Origin of the sequence: Pseudomonas sp. WS 5051 (genome assembly GCF_012985715.1) — a bacterium.
Lineage (GTDB): Bacteria > Pseudomonadota > Gammaproteobacteria > Pseudomonadales > Pseudomonadaceae > Aquipseudomonas > Aquipseudomonas bubulae.
In genome coordinates this window covers 42,621-61,956 of sequence record NZ_JAAQWV010000003.1, presented here as the reverse complement: position 1 = coordinate 61,956, position 19,336 = coordinate 42,621, and the positions used below count along the sequence as shown (strand labels likewise).

The following is a 19,336-nucleotide window of genomic DNA, read 5'->3' as shown; positions in this document are numbered from 1 at the left end:
CTGCCGAAGGCTGCGTTCGGCAGCTGCTACAGATTCAGCTTTTACAATTCGATACTCATGCCATCAAAGGCCACTTCAACCCCCCGGCGAACCAGTTCGGCACGCTCGGCGGAGTCTTCGTCGAGAATCGGGTTGGTGTTGTTGATGTGGATAAGCACTTTGCGCTGCTCGGGCAGTTGCTCAAGCACTTCGAGCATGCCACCGGGGCCGTTTTGCGCCAGATGGCCCATTTCGCGGCCGGTACGGGTGCCTACGCCGCGGCGCTGCATTTCGTCGTCGTCCCACATGGTGCCATCTACCAGCAGGCAGTCGCTGCCCGCCATGATTTCCAGCAAGGGTGCGTCAACCTTGCCCAGGCCGGGGGCGTAGAACAGTTTGCCGCCGGTGCGCAGGTCTTCGACGATCAGGCCGATGTTGTCGCCCGGGTGCGGGTCGAAGCGATGCGGCGAATACGGCGGCGCGGCACTGCGCAGGGGCAGCGGGCTGAAACGCAGGTTGGGGCAGGCCGGGATGGTGAACGAACCTTCCAGCTCGATGCGGTTCCAGTTCAGGCCACCATTCCAGTGCTTAAGCATGGTGAACAGCGGGAAACCGGTGCTCAGGTCTTCGTGGACCATGTCAGTGCACCAGACTTCGTGGGGGCAGCCTTCGCGCAGGCTCAGCAGGCCGGTGGTGTGGTCGATCTGGCTGTCCATCAGAATGATGGCGCTGATCCCGGTATCACGCAGGGCACGGCCCGGTTGCATCGGGGCGAAGTCCTGGAGTTGCGCGCGAATGTCGGGCGAGGTGTTGCACAGCACCCAGTTCACGCCGTCGTCGGAGATCGCAATCGACGATTGGGTACGTGCCTTGGCGTTTAACGAACCATCACGAAAACCCGCGCAGTTGACGCAGTTGCAGTTCCACTGCGGGAAACCACCGCCAGCGGCGGAACCTAGAATCTGGACAAACATGGCGTGTTCTCTTGCAAATCTGGAAATAAAAACGCCCCGGCGAACCGAGGCGTTGGGTTGCTCTGCTCAGTGAAGAAGCAGATCAACGGCTAGCGAAGTACATGGTGACTTCAAAGCCAATACGCAGGTCGGTGTAAGCAGGTTTAGTCCAAGCCATAACATGACTCCTTCAGCGGGTGGGTGAGTAGTGTCTCTTGATTAGTCCAGCTCCCGAAGGAGATGTTCAAAAGCTTAGGTGGCTATGTTACTAAATTTGACGCTTTTTGAACGCCCAATGTCGAAGAAAGCCCTTTGCAGGGTTGGTAATTATCAGCTTCTTCCTGGATAAAACGTTTCAGTTACAGGACCGGTAGCCACACATAACCAGCGGCTGTCAGGTTGTGTGGTTTGCTGCGCAGCCTTGAGTGTAGTGTCTTGATCCAGCGCCATAAGCGCAGTGTAGAGGGCTGTCAGGTAATCCGACGGGTGGCCTGCCAGCTTGCTTTGCCATAGCAATTCGCTGGCCTGGGACACGCCCAGGGCCTCACTTGAGAATTGCTGTGCCAGGGCGGCGCGGGCCTGGGTGAAAGATGTTTCATCCAGTGCCGAGACCAGATTTGGCAAATCTACGAGGAAGTTACGGATGTGCTCAAAGATTTGTGCCGTGCTCGCGTGGGGCGATTGCACACCAAACAGCAGGCCGGTTTGGCCATTGATTTGGCGCAAGCCACTGAACACCGCGTATCCCAATTGCAGTTCAACCCGCAGGCGTTGATAGAACGGGGTTTGCGCCACTTGGGCAAGCAGACGCCAGGCAGCTTCGCCCGCCACTGTGGCCTCGGCGGCCGGGCAAAACAGCAGCAGTGCGTGTTCGCTGGAATCACAGGGTACTGTGTGCCAATGGCGCTCGACAGGATGCCCGGACTGAAGCGTCAGTTGCGCATCCGGGGTACCAGGCACCTTGTTCAGCACGGGGCCAATCAAGGCCTGTGTGGCAGATGGCAGGCCGACTGCCAGCCCGTCCCAGCGTGTTTCTGACCAATTGTGGGCCCCGTCACTTTCGCCAGCGGGCGGGCACAGTTCGGGCAGGCGCTTGAGCAGTTGGCGAATGGGCATCAACGTCGCCTCAGGGGGCGTGCCGGCTGATTGCCCGGTGCACGGGCTGGCGAGCGTACGCAGGGCGCTTTCCAGAATGGCGGGCATCGGCTCGTGGTAACCGTACATCTTCAGCAGCCAGTCATTGCCCAAAGCGTTGAGCGAAAGTTCGACACCAGCGTCACGAGCATCCTGGATCAACGGGCGCAGGCTGTTCTGCAGCGCAGGCATCGGGTTGTCGGCAGGTGTAGCGGGCAAACGCCAGCGCAGGTAAATCGCTGCTTCGCCGCTGAGGTTGGGTATTGCCGTGCTGAAACTCATGGCAGACACGTCGCGGCGACTGCGCAAACGATCCTGGGCAAAGGTGCGCAAACCACGGTGAGCGCTGGTTTGCCCGCGAATCAGGCCGGCACTCACCGGCTCCTTCGCTGCTTGCAGAAATGGATTGGGCGCTGGCAGTTGCCAGGCATGGTGCGATAACTGCATTGCCTCTGGCTGCAGCTGCCCCAGTACGACCTTGAGGGTTGTTACGCCTTGATCCGATAAGCCGGGCACATGTTGCTTGCAGTCACTTCGAGCAAGCTCCAGTGCGCCACTGATGTCTTGCTGGCGTTGTTGCAGCAGACAGAACTCTTCACGTAACGCAGGCCAGTCCTGTTGTGCGCGGAAGAACCCCAGCCAGTCATGGAAGGTGTCACTGATTAGCGTGGCATGTTGGGCAATGGCGTTGGTTGCAGTGAACTCAATCTGTAGCAGTGCCTGGTCTTTGAAACAGTAGAGCGACGTGGCCTTAAGGGTGTCGATCAGTTGCTGCTGGCGTAACTGTGCGAACAGACCGCCGGCTTTGTCGGCATTGATCCAGTTGCACAGGAACTCCAGCGCCTTGTCAGACTCCGGCGGCAGCTGTTCCAGGGCAAACATCAGGCTCAGGCGCGAGCCGTCAATGTGTTGATAATGTCGCTGCTGACCGGTCATCAAGGCGGGTGCATCGGCCTGTTGCACGGCTTTGCCGGGGCGCAACACAGTGCTGCAGCGCTCGGCCAGGGTGCTCAGTTCACGGATTGCCGACGGGCCGCTCAGGCTCAAGGTCATTTGTCCGGCCTGATAAAAGGTCTGGTAGAAACCTTTCAGGGCTTGCTGAAAACCCGCGCGAGGTACTGGCAGGCTATAACGGTTACCGGCATGGAATGCGCGCAGTGGATGGGCCGGGTTCAATGGCTGGAACAGTTTGATCTCACGCTGTGCCGAAGGCTCACGGGCCCAGGCAATAAATTCGGCATGTAGCACTTCACGTTCACGCAGTTGGTCAGGCAGAGTCATGCGCGGATGGGCGAGCATGTCGCACAAGCGTTCAAGACCCCCTTCGAAAGCACCCATGGGCAGTTCGAAAAAAAAGTCGGTATGTCGCTCGCAGGTTCTGGCATTGACCTGACCGCCGTGGCGCTGTACCCAGGCCATCAGGTTGTCTGCCGCCGGGAAGCGTGCGGTGCCCAGAAACAGCAAGTGTTCAAGGAAGTGCGCCAGGCCCGGCCAGGCCGCAGGCACATCATGGCTGCCTGCGGCGACCCTTAAAACGGCCGCGCAGCGCTTGAGGCGCGGCTCGTGGCGCAAGCAGAGGGTCAGGCCGTTTTCAAGGGTCAGACGTTGGGTGTGAGGGTGGTTCAGCGCAGGCATGGGCACTTCCGGAACAGAGAAGCGCTCATGCTAGCGGATTTAGCCCTTGCTCAGCTCGCCATATAGCTCGGGCCGACGGTCTGCGAGGTAAAAGTTGCCGCTTTTTGCATCAGTCAGCTGTTGGCGTTGCAACGTTGCCACCAGCAGGGTCTCATCCTGTTCGGCCAGGGCAATCTGTTTGCCGTTGGGTGCGGCGATGCTGCTTTGGCCGCAGTAATGGATCTCGCCTTCATGGCCACAGTAGTTGGCGTAGGCTACATAGCAGTGGTTTTCGAAAGCGCGGCAACGCACGGTGACATCGGCGATGAACTCGAAGGGCACCATATTCGCGGTGGGTACCACAATCACGTCAGCTCCGGCCAGGGCCAGCCTGCGGGTGTTTTCCGGAAACTCGAGGTCGTAGCAGATCAGCAGGCCGAGCTTCCAGCCGTTGAGTTCAATGACCGGGAATGAGTCGGGGCCCTGGCTGAACATCGAGTGATCGAGTTCGCCGAACAGGTGAGTCTTGCGGTAGTTGCACAGACTTTTGCCGTGTGCGTCGATCAACTGTGCACTGTTGTAGATATGTCCGTCTGCACCGCGCTCGGGGTAGCCGTACACAATGGCCATGCCCGTGGCTTTGGCCAGTTTGGCAATTTGCTGTGCGGCGTCGCCGTCGTGGGCTTGTGCGAGTTCGGCTACGGCTTGCGCGCCGATGTTGTAGCCGGTGAGGAACATTTCGGGCAACACCAGCAGGTCAATGTTATCGGCTTGCTGGGCTGTTTCACGCAAACGCTGCAGATTGCCCGCAACATCCAAGGGCAGAGGCGGGCATTGGTAAAGGGCAATGCGCATGGGGTTCTCCTGGTGTTGACTGTTGGTGTGGGAGCGGGCGTGCTCGCGATATCATCCACCCGATATGCCTGATGCACCGCGTTGCCTGAATCGCGAGCAAGCCCGCTCCCACTGGAATCAATTCACCCTGCGGGGTCAATCCGGCAGCGCAATCGGGCCAATTTCGTGGAACACATCTCCCGGCCCCGGGTTGGCCGCATGGGTGCTGCCGCCAAAGTGATGCATGATGCCCCAGACCGCGTTCAATGAAGTCTGCACCGCGCCCTCAACCCAGGCCGGGGTCCACGACACGTCATCGCCGGCAATAAAGATCCCGCGTTGTTCTGCAGGCATGTCCTGTTGCATGAAGTGCGCATACATCCGCTGGTTGTAGCGGTAATGCCCCGGCAGTGCACCCTTGAAGGCGCCCAGGAAATGCGGGTCTGCCTCCCATGAAATGGTGATCGGGTCGCCGATGATGCGGCTGGCGATATCCACCTTCGGATAAATCTTTTTCAGCGAGTCGAGGGCCAGCTTCACGCGCTTTTCCACAGGGTGCGGGAGCATTTTCAGCGCATCGCTCATCCACGAGTACGACAGGCATATCACCCCCGGCTTGTCGTCGCCGTTGTCGAACAGGTAGGTACCACGGGTCAGGCGGTCGGTGAGGGTCATGCTCATCAGGTCGCGGCCGGTTTCCGGGTCTTTGTCCTTCCAGAACGGGCGGTCGACCATGACAAAGGTTTTCGATGATTGCATGTAGCGCGTACGGTCAAGGGCCATCCACAGCTTCTGTGAGAACAGCGACTCTTCGCATTCGATCTGGGTGGTCAGTAGCCAGCTTTGACATGTGACCAGCACGGCTTCGTAGGGGCGTGTGACTCCGAGAATGTCAGTGACGGAAAACATCCCATCTTGTGTGCGAGAGATCGCCTTGACCCCGGTGCGAGGTGCGCCGTTGTGCAGCGAACTCAGGCTGGTGCCTGTAGGCCAATGGGCACAGCGTTCGGGGGCGTGGCGCCAGATTCCCAGTGGCACTTGCTCGACACCGCCAACGACCAGATGCTGATGGTCGTCGCAGTTGGTCATCACCACCCTGAAGATTTCCAGCATCGAGTTGGGGAAGTCCGAATCCCATCCGCCAGTACCGAAACCCACCTGGCCAAACACTTCGCGGTGCTGGAATGACAGTTTGGCAAAGGCCTTGGAGGTCGCGACGAAGTCGTAGAACGTGCGGTCGTCCCACAGAGGAACCAGCGTGTTCCACAGCTCTTTGAGGCGAGGGACGTCGCGGTCACGGATGGCTTGCTGAATATCGCCAAAGCGCGAACCTTCCTCCAGCGCATCGGCCCAGGCGTCGGCCACTTCCTGAAACAGGGCAGGCAGATCCGCCAGTTTTTGTGCGTAGAAGGTTTGGCCTTCGAGGTCGATAACCGTACTGCCGGAAGCTGGGGTCAGCGGGTTGGGGAAGGGTTTGGTCTCCAGCCCCAGCTTGTCGACATAGTGGTAAAACGCTGTTGAAGACACCGGAAAGCGCATGCCGCCGAGCTCGGCAATCACCCCTTCACTGCCCTCAAAGGCTTGCGAGCGCAGGCGCCCACCCATTTTCGAGGCTTCATATACCACGGGTTTGAGGCCCAGCTTCATCAACTCGTAGGCCGCCACCATCCCGGCCATGCCAGCACCGACAATCGCTACCTCAGCGCCAAGTTTATGTGTGGGAATACTGCCCAGGCCAGCGGGGTGTTCGATCCAGTCATCGAAGGCAAACGGGAAGTCCGGGCCGAAGATGGTGACGGGTTTTTTACCGTCGACAGGGTGACGATTATTCTTGTTCATGGCTGACCTTGCTGGCGACCCAAGCTTTACCTTGAGTATAGAAAAAGACAGGCACCATGATAGGCAGCGCAGAACACGTAAATAAGACGCAAACTGTCGTCGTTATGACTTTTATTTAGTCAATATGACGAAGCGGCTAGTCGATGTGACTTATCCGCGATCAACTTTGCTGCTGAGGATGATTGAGGTGGTGGTTTTCTCGACGCCTTCGACACTGCCGATCTGATCGAGCAACTGGTCCAGCTGCTCGGGTGAATCGCTGCGCAGCCAAGCCACGTAATCGAATTCGCCACTGACTGCGCACAGTTGCTGCACCTGGGCCATCGCACTCAAGCGTCGCACCACGTCCTTGCCGGAGCGTGGCTGCACGGTAATCCCGACATAGGCCTGCAGGCCGCCATCAATCAGGCGCTGGCCCAAGCGAACCCCGTAGCCGGTAATCACCCCGGTTTTCTCCAGCCGCGCCAGGCGTGATGTCACGGTGGTGCGGGCAATCCCCAATTGGCGTGCCAGCATTGCCACGCTTTCCCGGGCATTGAGCTGCAAGGCCGCGATCAATTGACGGTCGATTTCATCCAGTGCAGGGGGGCGGGTGTCAGGCAAGGGTGGCTCCAGGGGCTGCGTGATTGTTGGTCTTAGTCGAGTTTGCTACTCAGTGTCTGGTCACCTTGGAGGCTGACGCCGTACTGAATTTGGTAGCGTGTGCTGCGCCCACTGCCAGGCAGGCGAGTGATGCAGCCTTTCGCAAGCAGGTCACCTAGGTGGCGGGTCGCGGTAGCCTTGGAGACTTTGGTCACGGCTTGGTATTGAGCGGCGTTTATACCGTTCTCGAAGCCGCGTTCGCCACCGTCGAGCAGGTGGTTCAGCACCTTGAGCTGTTCGGCTAGCAGGGCCTGGTCGCGGTGTAGTTGCCAGAAACGGGCCTTGCTCAATACTCGTTCAATCCGGGCAAGGGCTTGCTCCAGGCTTTTAAGCAGCGTGGCTAGAAACCACTGCAACCAAGGAGTGATATCCAGTGTGCCTTTCTGGCTGGACTCCAGAATTCGGTAATAACCGGTGCGGTCATCAAGAATGCTGGCTGACATGGCATAGAAGCGGATGGATTGCTGCTCACTCTGGGCCAATGCCAAATCGGTGAGCGTGCGAGTGAGGCGGCCGTTGCCGTCATCGAACGGATGCAAGGTAACGAACCAAAAGTGGGCAATGCCAGCACGTAGTAAAGGATCAAGGCTGACATCGATTCTGCTGCTCTCGAACCAAGTGAGGAAGTCGCCCAGTTGCTCTTCCAGCCCGGCACGTGGTGGTGCTTCAAAATGCACGGTGGGGTGGTGGAGGGGCCCGGATACTACCTGCATGGGTTCTTCGCCGCGCAGCGTGCCAGTGTGCAGTGGGCGGGCCAACAGCTTGTCCTCGCCGGGGAACAGCCAGCAGTGCCACTTATAGAGGCGTTCAAGATCCAGCAAGCGTTGATGCGCACTTGTGGCATCGAACAACAATTGTGCCAAGCCTTCGGAGCGTGCAGTTGTGCGACCTGTTCCGGTCAGCCCCATGCGGCGAGCCAGGGATGAACGTACAGAGCCTGCATTCAGCTGTTCGCCCTCAATGGCTGATGAGGTAACGATGTTTTGCAGCATGGTGTCCAGGCTGTTGAGCGCTTCATTATCACTTCCGACAGCGCCAATCATCCCCAGCAAACGGCCCTGAGCCTGGGTACAGGCACGCAATAGCGGGTTAAGCATCTCAGCTTGCCAGCTAAAGTTTGGCCAGCCGGGCTGTTGCCAGATCCAGGGGGAATCGTTCATGGGCTTTACTCGTCTATGAGCCGATTAATGAATATATTCGGCTCATATAGTGAGCCGATAATGCCGGCTAATCGGCTCACTGTCTAACCTGGGATGCAGGGTAAGCCGACGAAAGGACTATAGAGCTGGCCTGTGGACGTTTTGTGGACGCAAACCGGTTTTCTGGGCGTTTTGAAAAGCAAAATCCCAAACCCCGGAAACACAAAAGCCGCGCAGTGCGCGGCTTTGAGTTTGGTGGGCCCAGTAGGACTCGAACCTACGACCAAGGGAGTAGGATGGCTAACCGGATCCCGGAGCCACGATGTTGAGGTCATCGAAACTCATGGACATCAACTAGCTTCCTCCGAACGCAGCGTGCAGGTTTCCAAGCACTGCGCTCTCCAGATATTCGTCAGGCTGCTGCCACGTGTGGGTGCGCAAAGCTGGATAGGGATATGCCGTCGTATTCGCCACGGTGGATCTTGTGGTGACACTCATGACATACAGGGATCTGCTTCCGGTTAAGGACGGCCATGACCCTTGTGAACCCCGCCACCTTGCTTCCCAGCTTCCTAATATGTTTCACGTGGTGCATTGCTACTCTGTCGTCGCTATCGCAGATAACACAAGGTGATCCTAATTTGGATCGCGTTCGCAAGCGTAGGTTCCTCTCCAGGAAGTTGGTGTCCACTTCGCCGATCATAAATCGGTTTGGTTTTGCGTTCCAACTTCTCACGAGCGGCATTGCCACTTGTTTCACTTCCTCGCCAGCCGCATTCATCACTCTTACTCGGAGTTTCGCCCCGTGCTTCGAAAAGATTTTACTCCTTGACGACCTATGTTTGGTTGCCAGGGTTTTGGCTGCTGCGTGTTGCAGAATGTACTGGATTCTACTTAGGTTACTGAACCTGTCCACGAAGGAATAATAGTTACAGATACCTCTCCACACACTCCCCACCTGCTCAACGATTTGGTAGTCGTCCAGATAGATCCACTTATTGATGGTAGTAGGCTCGCCCTGAGGATTGCAGAATCCTTTCAAGCTGAGTTTTGCCACGATGTCCGTCACAGGGGCGTACATCAATGGTGTCCAACCTGCCACCCGTTTGGTGAACCATTTGCCGTTTCGCTTGACCCGCATGATCTTCGGACTTGTGGAGCCTACCCTGAAGGAGGTTCCTAGGAATCTTGCCGGCTCCGATTTCGCATGCCTGATATGGGTCTTCTCCATGCTGAGTTCGAGTCCCAGATTTTGAAGGTAATCACCAATCTCCACACGCAGTCGGTCAGCTAGTTCCCTCGGCCCGTTGATGCCTACGACCCAATCGTCGGCGTACCGAACGTACTTCACTCTAATGAATCCATTGCGAGACACAAGTGTTGGAGGGAGTTTCAATGTGGCCTTTTTGATCTCGCGGATTTGCTCGATCAACAGATCACGTTCGGCTCCCTGAGCCGTGTCTGCCTTCTTCTGTAGGAATTCGCGTCTCGATACTAGGCGACGATATTCCGGGTTTCTTGCCTTTCTATCTTCTTCCCCGATGTTGTGTTCTTTGATCAGCTCTTCCACTTTCTGGTCAAGCTGGTGCAGGAACACGTTGGCCAGCATGGGAGAGATAATGCTCCCCTGAGGCGTCCCGAGTGAACCAGAGAAAAAGACCCCGTTATCAAAGTAGCCCGCGTTCAGCGCTTTCCTTATCAGAGTGATGAATCTCTCGTCTTTAATGCGTGTCCGTAGCGCGTTGATTAGGAGGTCATGCTGAATGTTGTCGAAGCAGCCTTTAATGTCTCCCTCGATTATCCAGGTTACTCCCGACCACGTGTCGCGGATTTGCTTTAGAGCGGTGTGACAACTCCTTCCCGACCGAAATCCGTGGCTGTTACTACTAAACGTTGGTTCGAATATGGCCTCCAAGATCATTCGCATGACCTCTTGAACGACTTTGTCGGTGGGTGGCGCAACAGATAATGCTCGTGTTTTGCCATTGGCCTTAGGGATGAGTACCCGTCTGGCGCCCCTGAATGAAAAACTTTCGTTCTTCATTTTCTCGATCATATTCTTGACTGTAGTGGTCGAGAACTGGTCGAGGGTCGTTTTATCCACACCCGGCGTCATGTTGCCCGGTTTGCTCTTGATCTTCTCGTAGGCCGCGATGTACAAGTCTTCCTTGAACATCAGGCGGTAAAGTCGATCATTCACGTAGGTAGGGTCGGCGTTCGCCTTCCTGATTGCCTCGATTCTCGTGAAGCTTTTTAACTGCATCACGCATACCTCCACGATCCTAGAGACTAAATATCCTAGGCCCCTTCCCCTTCACCGAGGATTAGTCGGTCGCATGAGATCCGGGTGCGGCGGCGTGGCGATGTCATGAGCCAATCACTAAAAGTGGTGGGCCGGGGGGGATTTGAACCCCCACTCAACGGATTATGAGTCCGCTGCATTAACCGTTATGCTACCGGCCCAGGTCTATCGGGTACTACGAGCCTTCCGTCACCATGGGGATTACTCCCTTTAGGTGATCCCGCAGTTAACGCAAAAAACGTGCTCAGGTTTTAGGTTGCCATTTCGGTTGTCTTTCACACTACCTGTGCTAGCGCCTCCGGTGTGACATGCAGGAGACTCATAATCGTCCTCCCGCAACCGAAGGGAGTGGCGTCAATCTCAGTGCCACCCCAGTTACGACCTACCCACGCTTCACCTTGGCTTCAAGCAATCCAGCCTTAACCATGACCTGCCCTAGCTGACCCCCTCTATTGGAGTTGAGATCCTCCGCAGGAAGCCTTTTCACGGCATGCTCTTGTCCCTTGCGGGGTTTCCCCTTCCGGTAAGCCGCTGCTTTACCCCTATTGTCACAAGGGGGTGGCTATTAACCACAACGTTTTTGCGCCATCTTACGGCGCACTTATGAGTCCCCTGCTCTAACCAACTGAGCTATAGGCCCTCAGTAGGTCGCGGATTATAACGATGGTTTCTAAGTAGTGCTATCCGAAAGATCTGAAATTGCCAGGTGAAGGAAAGTTGCTGCAAATTTTTCGGGAAGTAACGGCGGGCTGACGATCTCGCCCTGGATCAGTTCGCAACCTGCCTGCGCCAGGAAAATCTGTTGTTCCCGGTTTTGAACACCGTCGGCAATGATGGTGAAGTGCATGCTGTGCCCCAGCGCGATGATGGCATGCACGATGGCAGCATCATGGGGGTCGTCGGGCAAGCCATGTACAAATGACGGGTCGATTTTCAACGTGTCCAACGGCAAGCGCTTCAGGTAACTGAGGGACGAGTTGCCAGTACCAAAATTGTCGATGGACAGTTTTACTCCCAGTTGTTTGAGCCGATGCAGGGCATCAAATGCCGCTTCGGTCTGGCCGGTGAGAAAAGTTTCGGTGATTTTCAGTTTCAGGCTCTCGGGTTTGAGCTTGCAGGTTTCGAGCAGTTGCTGAATGTGCGCCATCAGCCCCGGCTGGTGTAATTGGGCGCTGGCAAGGTTGACCGAGATGGGTCCAAAGGGCTTGTACAGTTGATTCCATGAGCACAGTTGCTGGCACGCACGCTCGAGCATCCAGTCACCAATTTGAATGATCATGCCGTTTTCTTCTGCCAGATGAATCAAGCGCTCATGTGAGATTCCTCCGAGTAGAGGGTGGTTCCAATGCAACAGTGCTTCGGCGCCAGCCAGCGTATGGTCGCGCAACCGGACTTTGGGCTGATACAGCAGTGAGACCTGGCCTCGCTCCAGGGCGCGGCGCAGTTCCTGGCCCAGAAGGATGCGGGCACTGGTCTGGGAGTTAAGGTCGTGGCTGTAACGTTCGACGCGATTGCGCCCTTTGAGTTTGGAGTGGTACATCGCGATATCGGCATTTTTGATCAGTGTGGCCACGTCGTCGCCATCATCCGGGTAGATGCTGATACCGACGCTGGCGCTGATAAACAGTTCGCTTTCGTCGGTCAGAAAGGGTTCGTTGAAGCTGTTCAGCAGCTTTTCGGCAATCTTCTGTGCATCTTCCGGGTGTTTGAGCCCAGGCAGCAGGACGATAAATTCATCGCCGCCAAGACGGGCGACCGTGTCGATGTCGCGCAATTGTTCGGTGAGGCGGGCTGCGATGCCCCTCAGCAACTGATCGCCCACAGGGTGCCCGAGGCTGTCATTGATGTTCTTGAAGCGATCAAGGTCCAGAAACAGCACCGCGCTATGTTGATCATTGCGCCGCTGATCGGAGAGTACCTGGCGCACCCGGCTTTCAAACAGCAAACGGTTGGGAAGGTTGGTCAGCGGGTCGTGGTGGGCCTGGTGATCAAGGCGTTCCTGGGCCAGTTTGAGGGTGGAAATATCAGAAAATACGGCGACGAAATGTGTCACCACATCATTGTTGTTGCGCACGGCGCTGATGGTCATCCAGCTGGGGTAGATTTCACCGTTTTTGCGTCTGTTGAAGATTTCGCCCTGCCAGTTGTCAGCGGTCGATAGCTGGTACCACATGGTTGCAAAGAACAGTTTGTCGTGTCGGCCAGACCCCAGCATGCGCGGCGTCTGGCCCAGGACTTCACTTTCGGAGTAACCGGTGATTTCGCCGAAGGCCCGGTTGACCGCGGTAATTTTTTGCTCGGGATCGGTAAAGATGATGCCTTCGGCCGTGCTCTCGAACACGGTGGCTGTTTGCAGAAGTTTTTCCTGCATCTGATGCCGTTCGGTAATGTCGTGGACGATGGTCAAAATGCAGTCGTCGGCGCCGATCAGCAACGGGTAGCTGGAGATTTCACAGAGGCGAACTTGCCCGTCCTTGTGTCGGATATGGCAGGTGAAGTCGCGCACAAAGCCGTTTTTTTCCAGGACCGCAAGCAATTCACGGCGCTCATGGGGGTCGACCCACAATTGCAGTTCCAGGGTTGAGTGGTACAAGGCACTGGCACTGTCATAGCCGATGACCCGGCTGAAACCTTCGTTTATCTCGAGTATCAGGCCATCGCTTTGACGGCTCAGCAAAAGGCCGTCCAGCGATGCATGAAAAGCTTTGGCAAACTTTTCTTCGGAAAGAAGCAAGGCTTCTTCAGTCTGCTTGGTTTCGCTGATATTGATCAGCAAGCCGCGAACCACGGCTTGCTGATTGTGGGTCGTGATACTGGCAATGTCCCGTAGCCAGAGGATGTTGCCCTCTGCGGTGATCACCCGATAGTCCAAGCTGTGATCGTGGCCTGCGCTGATCTCTTTTTTACGCCAGGCCTGGATTCTGGGCAGGTCATCGGGGTGAACGACCCGTTTCCAGAACCCCGGGCTTAGCCAGTCAGAGACTGGATAGCCGAGCAAGGCTTCGGCCTGGGGGGAGACATAGGTATAGGTGTCGTTGTCCAGCTGTGCTTCCCAGGCAATAGCCGAAAGGCTTTCAATCAACCCCTTGTAGTGATCCTCGCTGCTGCGCAGTTCCTGTTCGAGGGTGGTTCGCCGGGAAATCTCGGAGCTCAGGCGTCGGTTGATGCGGATGACTACGAACAAAATGATGATCAGCAGCAGTATGCCAGGCAGGACATAGAGCAGCAGGGTGCGCCACAGGGGTCGGTAATCGTTGATATCGCCTACCCAGTGCTGCTGAATGCGCTGGGTTTCACTCGGGCTTATATTGGCCAGCACCTTGTCCAGCAGTCCTAGCAGAACGGTCTGGTTTTTAGGAACGGCCATGGCCAATTGAAAGCGATACGGGGTTTCCCCGCTGACGTACAGGCCATCGAGCTTGAGCTGGCGCAAGCTCCATACGCTGGAAGCCAGATCACCCACCATGGCATCCACCTGGTCCGTGGCCAGAGCCTGCAACGCCGAGCTGACGTTGGGCAGGGCGACGATGTTGAGGTCAGGGTGTTGAGCGCGCAGTAATTCGTGGGGGGCGTAGTTTTCAATTACACCCACTCTGAGGCCGTAGAGTTCCTGGATATTTTTAGGCGCCGCGCCGCCCTTGTGGGCGAGGATGACAATGGGGAAGTCCAGATAGGGCCGGGTAAATGCCAGGCGTTTTTGCCGCTCGGGGGTCGACATGACGCCGGGTAACCAGTCGAGTTTGCCTTCCTTGGTTTGCTCCAGGACTTCGCTCCAGCTTGACGCAGCGACTTGCTTGACGCTTACGCCCAACTGGTTGGTGATCAGGTTTACATAGTCGGCAGCGAGGCCTGTATAGGTGCCCTGTGCGTTGAGGAACTCAAAAGGCGGCCATGTGGTATCGATGCCGAGGAGCAGTTCGGGGTGCTCTTTGAGCCATTGCTGTTCTTCATCGGTGAACGTCAGGGCTTGGGCGCCAGAGGTCCAAACGAGAAGTGACAGAAGCAGGGTAGCCAGCAAGCGTGACATACGCATCCCTTCAATACACCTGGATGCATCCAGTGTAGTCGGGCTGTGGCAGAGGGGAGGGAGCAGGAGGTTTTTAGCTGTAAAGCAAAACCCCCGGCAGGGCCGGGGGTTTTGTTGTCACTCGTCGAGGAAGGAGCGCAAATGCTCGCTTCTCGTCGGGTGGCGCAGCTTGCGCAGCGCCTTGGCTTCGATCTGACGAATCCGCTCACGGGTAACGTCGAACTGTTTACCAACCTCCTCAAGGGTGTGGTCGGTATTCATGTCGATACCGAAACGCATGCGCAGTACCTTGGCTTCACGGGCTGTGAGGCCGCCGAGTACGTCGCGTGTCGCTTCTTTAAGGCTCTCAACGGTAGCAACATCGATTGGCGACTGCATGGTCGAGTCTTCGATGAAGTCACCCAGATGGGAGTCTTCGTCATCACCGATCGGGGTTTCCATGGAGATCGGCTCTTTAGCGATCTTCAATACCTTGCGGATTTTATCCTCAGGCATTTCCATGCGTTCGCCCAGCTCTTCCGGGGTCGGTTCACGGCCCATTTCCTGCAACATCTGACGGGAAATACGGTTGAGCTTGTTGATCGTCTCGATCATGTGCACCGGAATACGGATGGTGCGGGCCTGGTCGGCGATCGAGCGAGTGATCGCCTGACGGATCCACCAGGTGGCATAAGTCGAGAATTTGTAGCCGCGGCGGTATTCAAACTTGTCTACCGCTTTCATCAAGCCGATGTTGCCTTCCTGGATCAGATCGAGGAACTGCAGGCCACGGTTGGTGTACTTCTTGGCGATGGAGATCACCAGACGCAAGTTGGCTTCAACCATTTCTTTCTTCGCGCGGCGGGCCTTGGCCTCGCCGATCGACATGCGACGGTTGATGTCCTTGATCTCGGCAATCTTCAAGCCGGTTTCTGCTTCCAGAGCAGAGAGCTTTTGCTGGCAACGGATGATGTCCGGTTGCAGGCGACCAATGGCTTCAGCATATTTGCTTTTGCCTTTGGCCAGCGCATCGCTCCAGCTTTCGTCGACTTCGTTGCCCGGGAACAGGCGCAGGAAATCGGTGCGCGGCATGCGTGCATCACGTACACACAGCTGCATGATTGCGCGCTCTTGTGCACGCAGACGCTCCAGGGCGCTGCGAACACGCTCAACCAGGCCTTCGAATTGCTTCGGAACCAGTTTGATCGGCATGAACAGCTCAGCCAGTGCAACCAGCTCGGCAATTGCCTGCTTGCTGCCGCGACCGTGCTTTTTCAGGGCCTTGCGAGCGATTTCCATCTGATCGGAAACAGCGCCAAAGCGCTGGGCCGCGATGATCGGATCAGGGCCGCTTTCGACCTCTTCCTCGTCTTCGCCGGAATCTTCCTTGTCGTCCTCTTCGTCATCACCTTCGGCTTTCACCTTGGTGTCGACAGGAGGAGGTACTTCGGCTGCGGGCGGCGCAATACCGTCGTCCGGGTCGATATAACCGCTCAGAACGTCGGACAGGCGGCCACCTTCGGTGGTGACGCGAGTGTACTCGGAGAGAATATGGTCAACCGTGCCAGGGAAGTGCGCGATTGCGCCCATCACTTCACGGATGCCTTCTTCGATACGCTTGGCGATTTCGATTTCGCCTTCACGTGTCAGCAGTTCTACCGTGCCCATTTCACGCATATACATGCGCACAGGGTCGGTAGTACGACCAATGTCGGTCTCTACTGCCGCCAACGCTGCAGCCGCTTCTTCAGCTGCTGCTTCGTCGGTGTCGGCATCGGCCAACATAAGGGCGTCCGCATCCGGAGCACTCTCGTGTACGGGGATCCCCATGTCATTAATCATGCGGATGATGTCTTCCACTTGCTCCGGATCTGAAATATCTTCGGGCAGGTGGTCGTTGACCTCTGCGTAAGTCAGATACTTCTGCTCACGGCCGAGGGTGATCAACTCTTTGATACGAGACTGCTGTTGCGCTTTTCCGGACATAACACCCTATCCACTGAAGGTCTTGGCGGGCAAAAAACAAGCCGAGGATTATACCTTAGCTATGACCTCACGCGCCAGTTGAGGTCGGGTTTGATGCAGGATTATTGCGACTTAAAAGGTCGCGTAACTGATTTTTTTCCTCGCTACTTAGCTCGCCTTGACGTGCTTTTCGAAGAAGTTGCTCTAGATTTCGCTCGCGTTGGCGAGCTGACAGGCTAGTTATGGTGTCGAAAAACTGTTGTTCAAGGTTATCGGCATCAATTAGCCATTCCTTTTCCAGCAGTCTTTGCAGCAAACGGCCCTGTTCAGTGCCGTGCCAGCGGGACAGTAGCTGAATAGAGCTTAGCTTAGGATTTTTCTGTACAGCCTCGACCAGAGCAATCAGTAGTTGATTATTAGTCTGGTCTTCTGCAGCAAAGTGCCCGGCGTCCTCAACTTTTTTGGCCAGTTGCGGGTGATGCAGCAGGGTGCGCAGGGCTGTCAGGGTCGGGGGTTCAACACCTACCGGGATCCAGGCCTGCTCGCGTTCGGCGCCGCGCTTGCCTTTTTTGTCCCAGGGTTTGTTTTCCCACTTTTTGCCGCCAGCGCCGGTCTTTTTCGGGGTCCATTCCTGTTGGGGGATGTACATGTCCGGTTGCTGGAAGTCGCTGTAGTCGGGCATTGCATCGTAATCAATGCCCGGGTCATAGGTTGGCTGTGCCTGGATTTTTGCGGGCGTATTTTGTGCCAGCTGGCTGACGGTTTCGCTGGTAAGGCCGGTTATTTCGCTCAGGCGCTGACGCATCAGGGTCCGCAGGTTGGCGCCCGGGACTTTGTCGATCAGCGGTGCTGCCAGCGTGGCCATATGGGCCTTGCCTTCGAGCGAGCGAGGGTCGGCTTCTTCGGTCAATTGCTGGAAGAAGTAGTCTGCCAGCGGCTGGGCATGCTGGTTGATACGGGCCTTGAAGGCATCGGTGCCTTCAGAGCGCACCAGGGTGTCCGGGTCTTCACCTTCGGGCAAAAACAGGAAGCGTGCGCGGCGCCCGTCCTGCAGGCAGGGCAGCGTGGCTTCAAGTGCGCGCCATGCCGCATTGCGGCCGGCCTGGTCGCCGTCAAAACAGAACAGCACGCTGGGCACCACACGAAACAGGCGCTTCATGTGCTCTTCGCTGGTAGCGGTGCCCAGTGTCGCGACAGCATTGCGCAGGCCTTGCTGGGCCAGGGCAATGACGTCCATATAGCCTTCAACCACGATGATTTCGTCGAGGCTGCGATTGAACTTGCGTGCTTCGAACAGCCCGTACAGTTCCTGGCCTTTGTGAAAGACCGGGGTTTCCGGGGAGTTCAGGTATTTGGGCTTGTCGTCGCCGAGCACCCGGCCACCAAAAGCGATGATGCGGCCACGGCTGTCGCGGATCGGAAACATTACCCGGTCGCGAAAGCGGTCGTAACGCTTGCCGGTCTCGGCGTTTTCGACCAGCAGGCCAGCGTCGATCATGGCTTTTTGTTGCAGCGTGTCACTGCTCAGGTGTTTGTAGAGGTTGTCCCAGCCTGGTGGCGCAAAGCCCAAGCCGAAGTCGCGAGCGATTTCGCCGGTCAGGCCTCGGCCTTTCAGGTAGTCCACCGCTGCTTTTCGTGCCGGATGGCTTTTCAAGGCCTGGCGATAAAAGTCAGCAGCTGCAGTAAGAAGCGGGTATAGCGGGGAGTCAGTCGGTTGCCGAGGTTTGTGCGCCCGGCCGCTTTCTTCCCGTGGGATTTCCATCCCGGCAGCTTTGGCCAGTTCTTCGACAGCTTGGGGGAAGTCCAGGTTGTCATGGTCCATGATGAAGCCGAGGGCGTTACCGCCAGCGCCGCAGCCAAAGCAGTAATAGAACTGCTTGTCCGGGCTGACGCTGAACGACGGGGTTTTTTCTTTGTGGAAGGGGCAGCAGGCGGTGTAGTTCTTGCCAGCTTTCTTCATTTGCACGCGCGAGCTGACGACATCGACGATATCGGTACGGTTCAGAAGGTCGTCAATAAAGCTCTGGGGGATTAACCCGGCCATGGCGTTCTCGTCATCACTGCGCAGAATTGGGTCCGAATAAAGAGCTTGGTCATCGTGCGTGCAGGCAAAAGCTCTGCTCGATCGTGGGGCGTCTGCTCAATTATCTCGGGGAAGTGTATCTGTCGAAATCCGCTCTACTCATATTAATCAGAGTCGACGGGATCGATAAATGTCACGCTCTGAGTCCGGCACTGACCAATGGCTGGTCTCGGATAGCTCATAAGCAGGCACTGGAGAGGTGCCTTGGGCTGATCGTCTTTAAGGATAATCAGAGAGGTGTGCTCGTCGGTAGCCTTGGAAGGCTCGTCAGTAAAGACGTGCACCGCTGGCTATTAGGCCAGGTCTGACGTGTTGTAACGCTTGTCGCGGTCGCATCTGCGGCCTTGACGATAAAGCATGTAACTTGCAACAACTGCCTACGGCCCGGCTTTAGGCCGGGCTTGGCAGAAGCGTGCAACGAACGTCTGTGTATTAGTACAGACGAACGGCGCGGCGCTGCTCGCGCTGAACTTTCTTCGCGTGACGCTTAACAGCAGCTGCTGCTTTACGCTTACGCTCAGAAGTCGGCTTCTCGTAAAATTCGCGGCTGCGAACTTCAGCCAGAACACCGGCTTTTTCGCAGGAGCGCTTGAAACGACGCAGAGCTACGTCGAAGGGTTCGTTCTCTTTTACTTTGACGGCTGGCATCCAGAGCTACCTTCATTCATTACCGGGGTCAACGTCTCAAGGCAAAATCGCGTTGGAAGACGTCGGTTTTTAAGGGTTGCGGATGTTAACCCCTCATCGCCCGGAATGCAAAGCCTCTGATCGAAAACCGCTGGCCGGGGGCGGGAGTGGCGACTATTATGCGCGCCTTCGAATTTAGCCTCTACAAGGCGTAAACCC

12 protein-coding genes and 1 tRNA gene are annotated in these 19,336 nt (G+C 56.7%); all 13 read right to left on the bottom strand.

Annotated features, from left to right (window positions below):
* Nucleotides 1-41: 41 nt before the first annotated feature.
* Nucleotides 42-953 carry a pyrroloquinoline quinone biosynthesis protein PqqB gene (pqqB, locus tag HBN79_RS05040; protein ID WP_048361138.1) on the bottom strand — a complete coding sequence of 304 codons (912 nt, stop codon included), beginning with the start codon at nucleotides 951-953 and terminating at the stop codon, nucleotides 42-44.
* 82 nt (nucleotides 954-1,035) lie between these two features.
* Nucleotides 1,036-1,110, bottom strand: coding sequence for a pyrroloquinoline quinone precursor peptide PqqA (gene pqqA / locus HBN79_RS05035; protein WP_003444522.1), 75 nt, complete (start codon nucleotides 1,108-1,110; stop codon nucleotides 1,036-1,038).
* Between the two features lie 152 nt (nucleotides 1,111-1,262).
* A complete protein-coding gene (pqqF, locus tag HBN79_RS05030) occupies nucleotides 1,263-3,701 on the bottom strand; it encodes a pyrroloquinoline quinone biosynthesis protein PqqF (protein WP_169916420.1) in 2,439 nt (812 codons plus the stop codon).
* Nucleotides 3,702-3,740: 39 nt separating this feature from the next.
* A complete protein-coding gene (locus HBN79_RS05025) occupies nucleotides 3,741-4,535 on the bottom strand; it encodes a carbon-nitrogen hydrolase family protein (RefSeq protein WP_169916419.1) in 795 nt (264 codons plus the stop codon).
* A 135-nt stretch (nucleotides 4,536-4,670) separates the two neighbouring features.
* Nucleotides 4,671-6,353, bottom strand: coding sequence for an NAD(P)/FAD-dependent oxidoreductase (locus HBN79_RS05020; protein ID WP_095025313.1), 1,683 nt, complete (start codon nucleotides 6,351-6,353; stop codon nucleotides 4,671-4,673).
* 150 nt (nucleotides 6,354-6,503) lie between these two features.
* On the bottom strand, nucleotides 6,504-6,956 hold the full coding sequence (locus HBN79_RS05015; RefSeq protein WP_016782458.1) for an Lrp/AsnC family transcriptional regulator: 453 nt from the start codon (nucleotides 6,954-6,956) through the stop codon (nucleotides 6,504-6,506).
* Between the two features lie 32 nt (nucleotides 6,957-6,988).
* The gene (locus tag HBN79_RS05010) at nucleotides 6,989-8,155 is read right to left on the bottom strand and encodes a Fic family protein (protein ID WP_095020441.1); all 1,167 of its coding nucleotides are present in this window, start codon (nucleotides 8,153-8,155) and stop codon (nucleotides 6,989-6,991) included.
* A 391-nt stretch (nucleotides 8,156-8,546) separates the two neighbouring features.
* Complete coding sequence (locus tag HBN79_RS05005; RefSeq protein ID WP_095037225.1) at nucleotides 8,547-10,397, bottom strand: reverse transcriptase/maturase family protein; 1,851 nt, start codon at nucleotides 10,395-10,397, stop codon at nucleotides 8,547-8,549.
* Nucleotides 10,398-10,521: 124 nt separating this feature from the next.
* Nucleotides 10,522-10,597: transfer RNA gene (locus HBN79_RS05000), tRNA-Ile, on the bottom strand.
* 509 nt (nucleotides 10,598-11,106) lie between these two features.
* The gene (locus HBN79_RS04995; RefSeq protein WP_094999984.1) at nucleotides 11,107-14,463 is read right to left on the bottom strand and encodes an EAL domain-containing protein; all 3,357 of its coding nucleotides are present in this window, start codon (nucleotides 14,461-14,463) and stop codon (nucleotides 11,107-11,109) included.
* A gap of 117 nt (nucleotides 14,464-14,580) precedes the next feature.
* A complete protein-coding gene (gene rpoD / locus HBN79_RS04990; RefSeq protein WP_094999924.1) occupies nucleotides 14,581-16,428 on the bottom strand; it encodes an RNA polymerase sigma factor RpoD in 1,848 nt (615 codons plus the stop codon).
* A 67-nt stretch (nucleotides 16,429-16,495) separates the two neighbouring features.
* Nucleotides 16,496-18,451, bottom strand: coding sequence for a DNA primase (dnaG, locus tag HBN79_RS04985; RefSeq protein WP_094999925.1), 1,956 nt, complete (start codon nucleotides 18,449-18,451; stop codon nucleotides 16,496-16,498).
* Between the two features lie 471 nt (nucleotides 18,452-18,922).
* Complete coding sequence (gene rpsU, locus HBN79_RS04980) at nucleotides 18,923-19,138, bottom strand: 30S ribosomal protein S21 (RefSeq protein ID WP_002551877.1); 216 nt, start codon at nucleotides 19,136-19,138, stop codon at nucleotides 18,923-18,925.
* Between the last annotated feature and the right edge of the window lie 198 nt (nucleotides 19,139-19,336).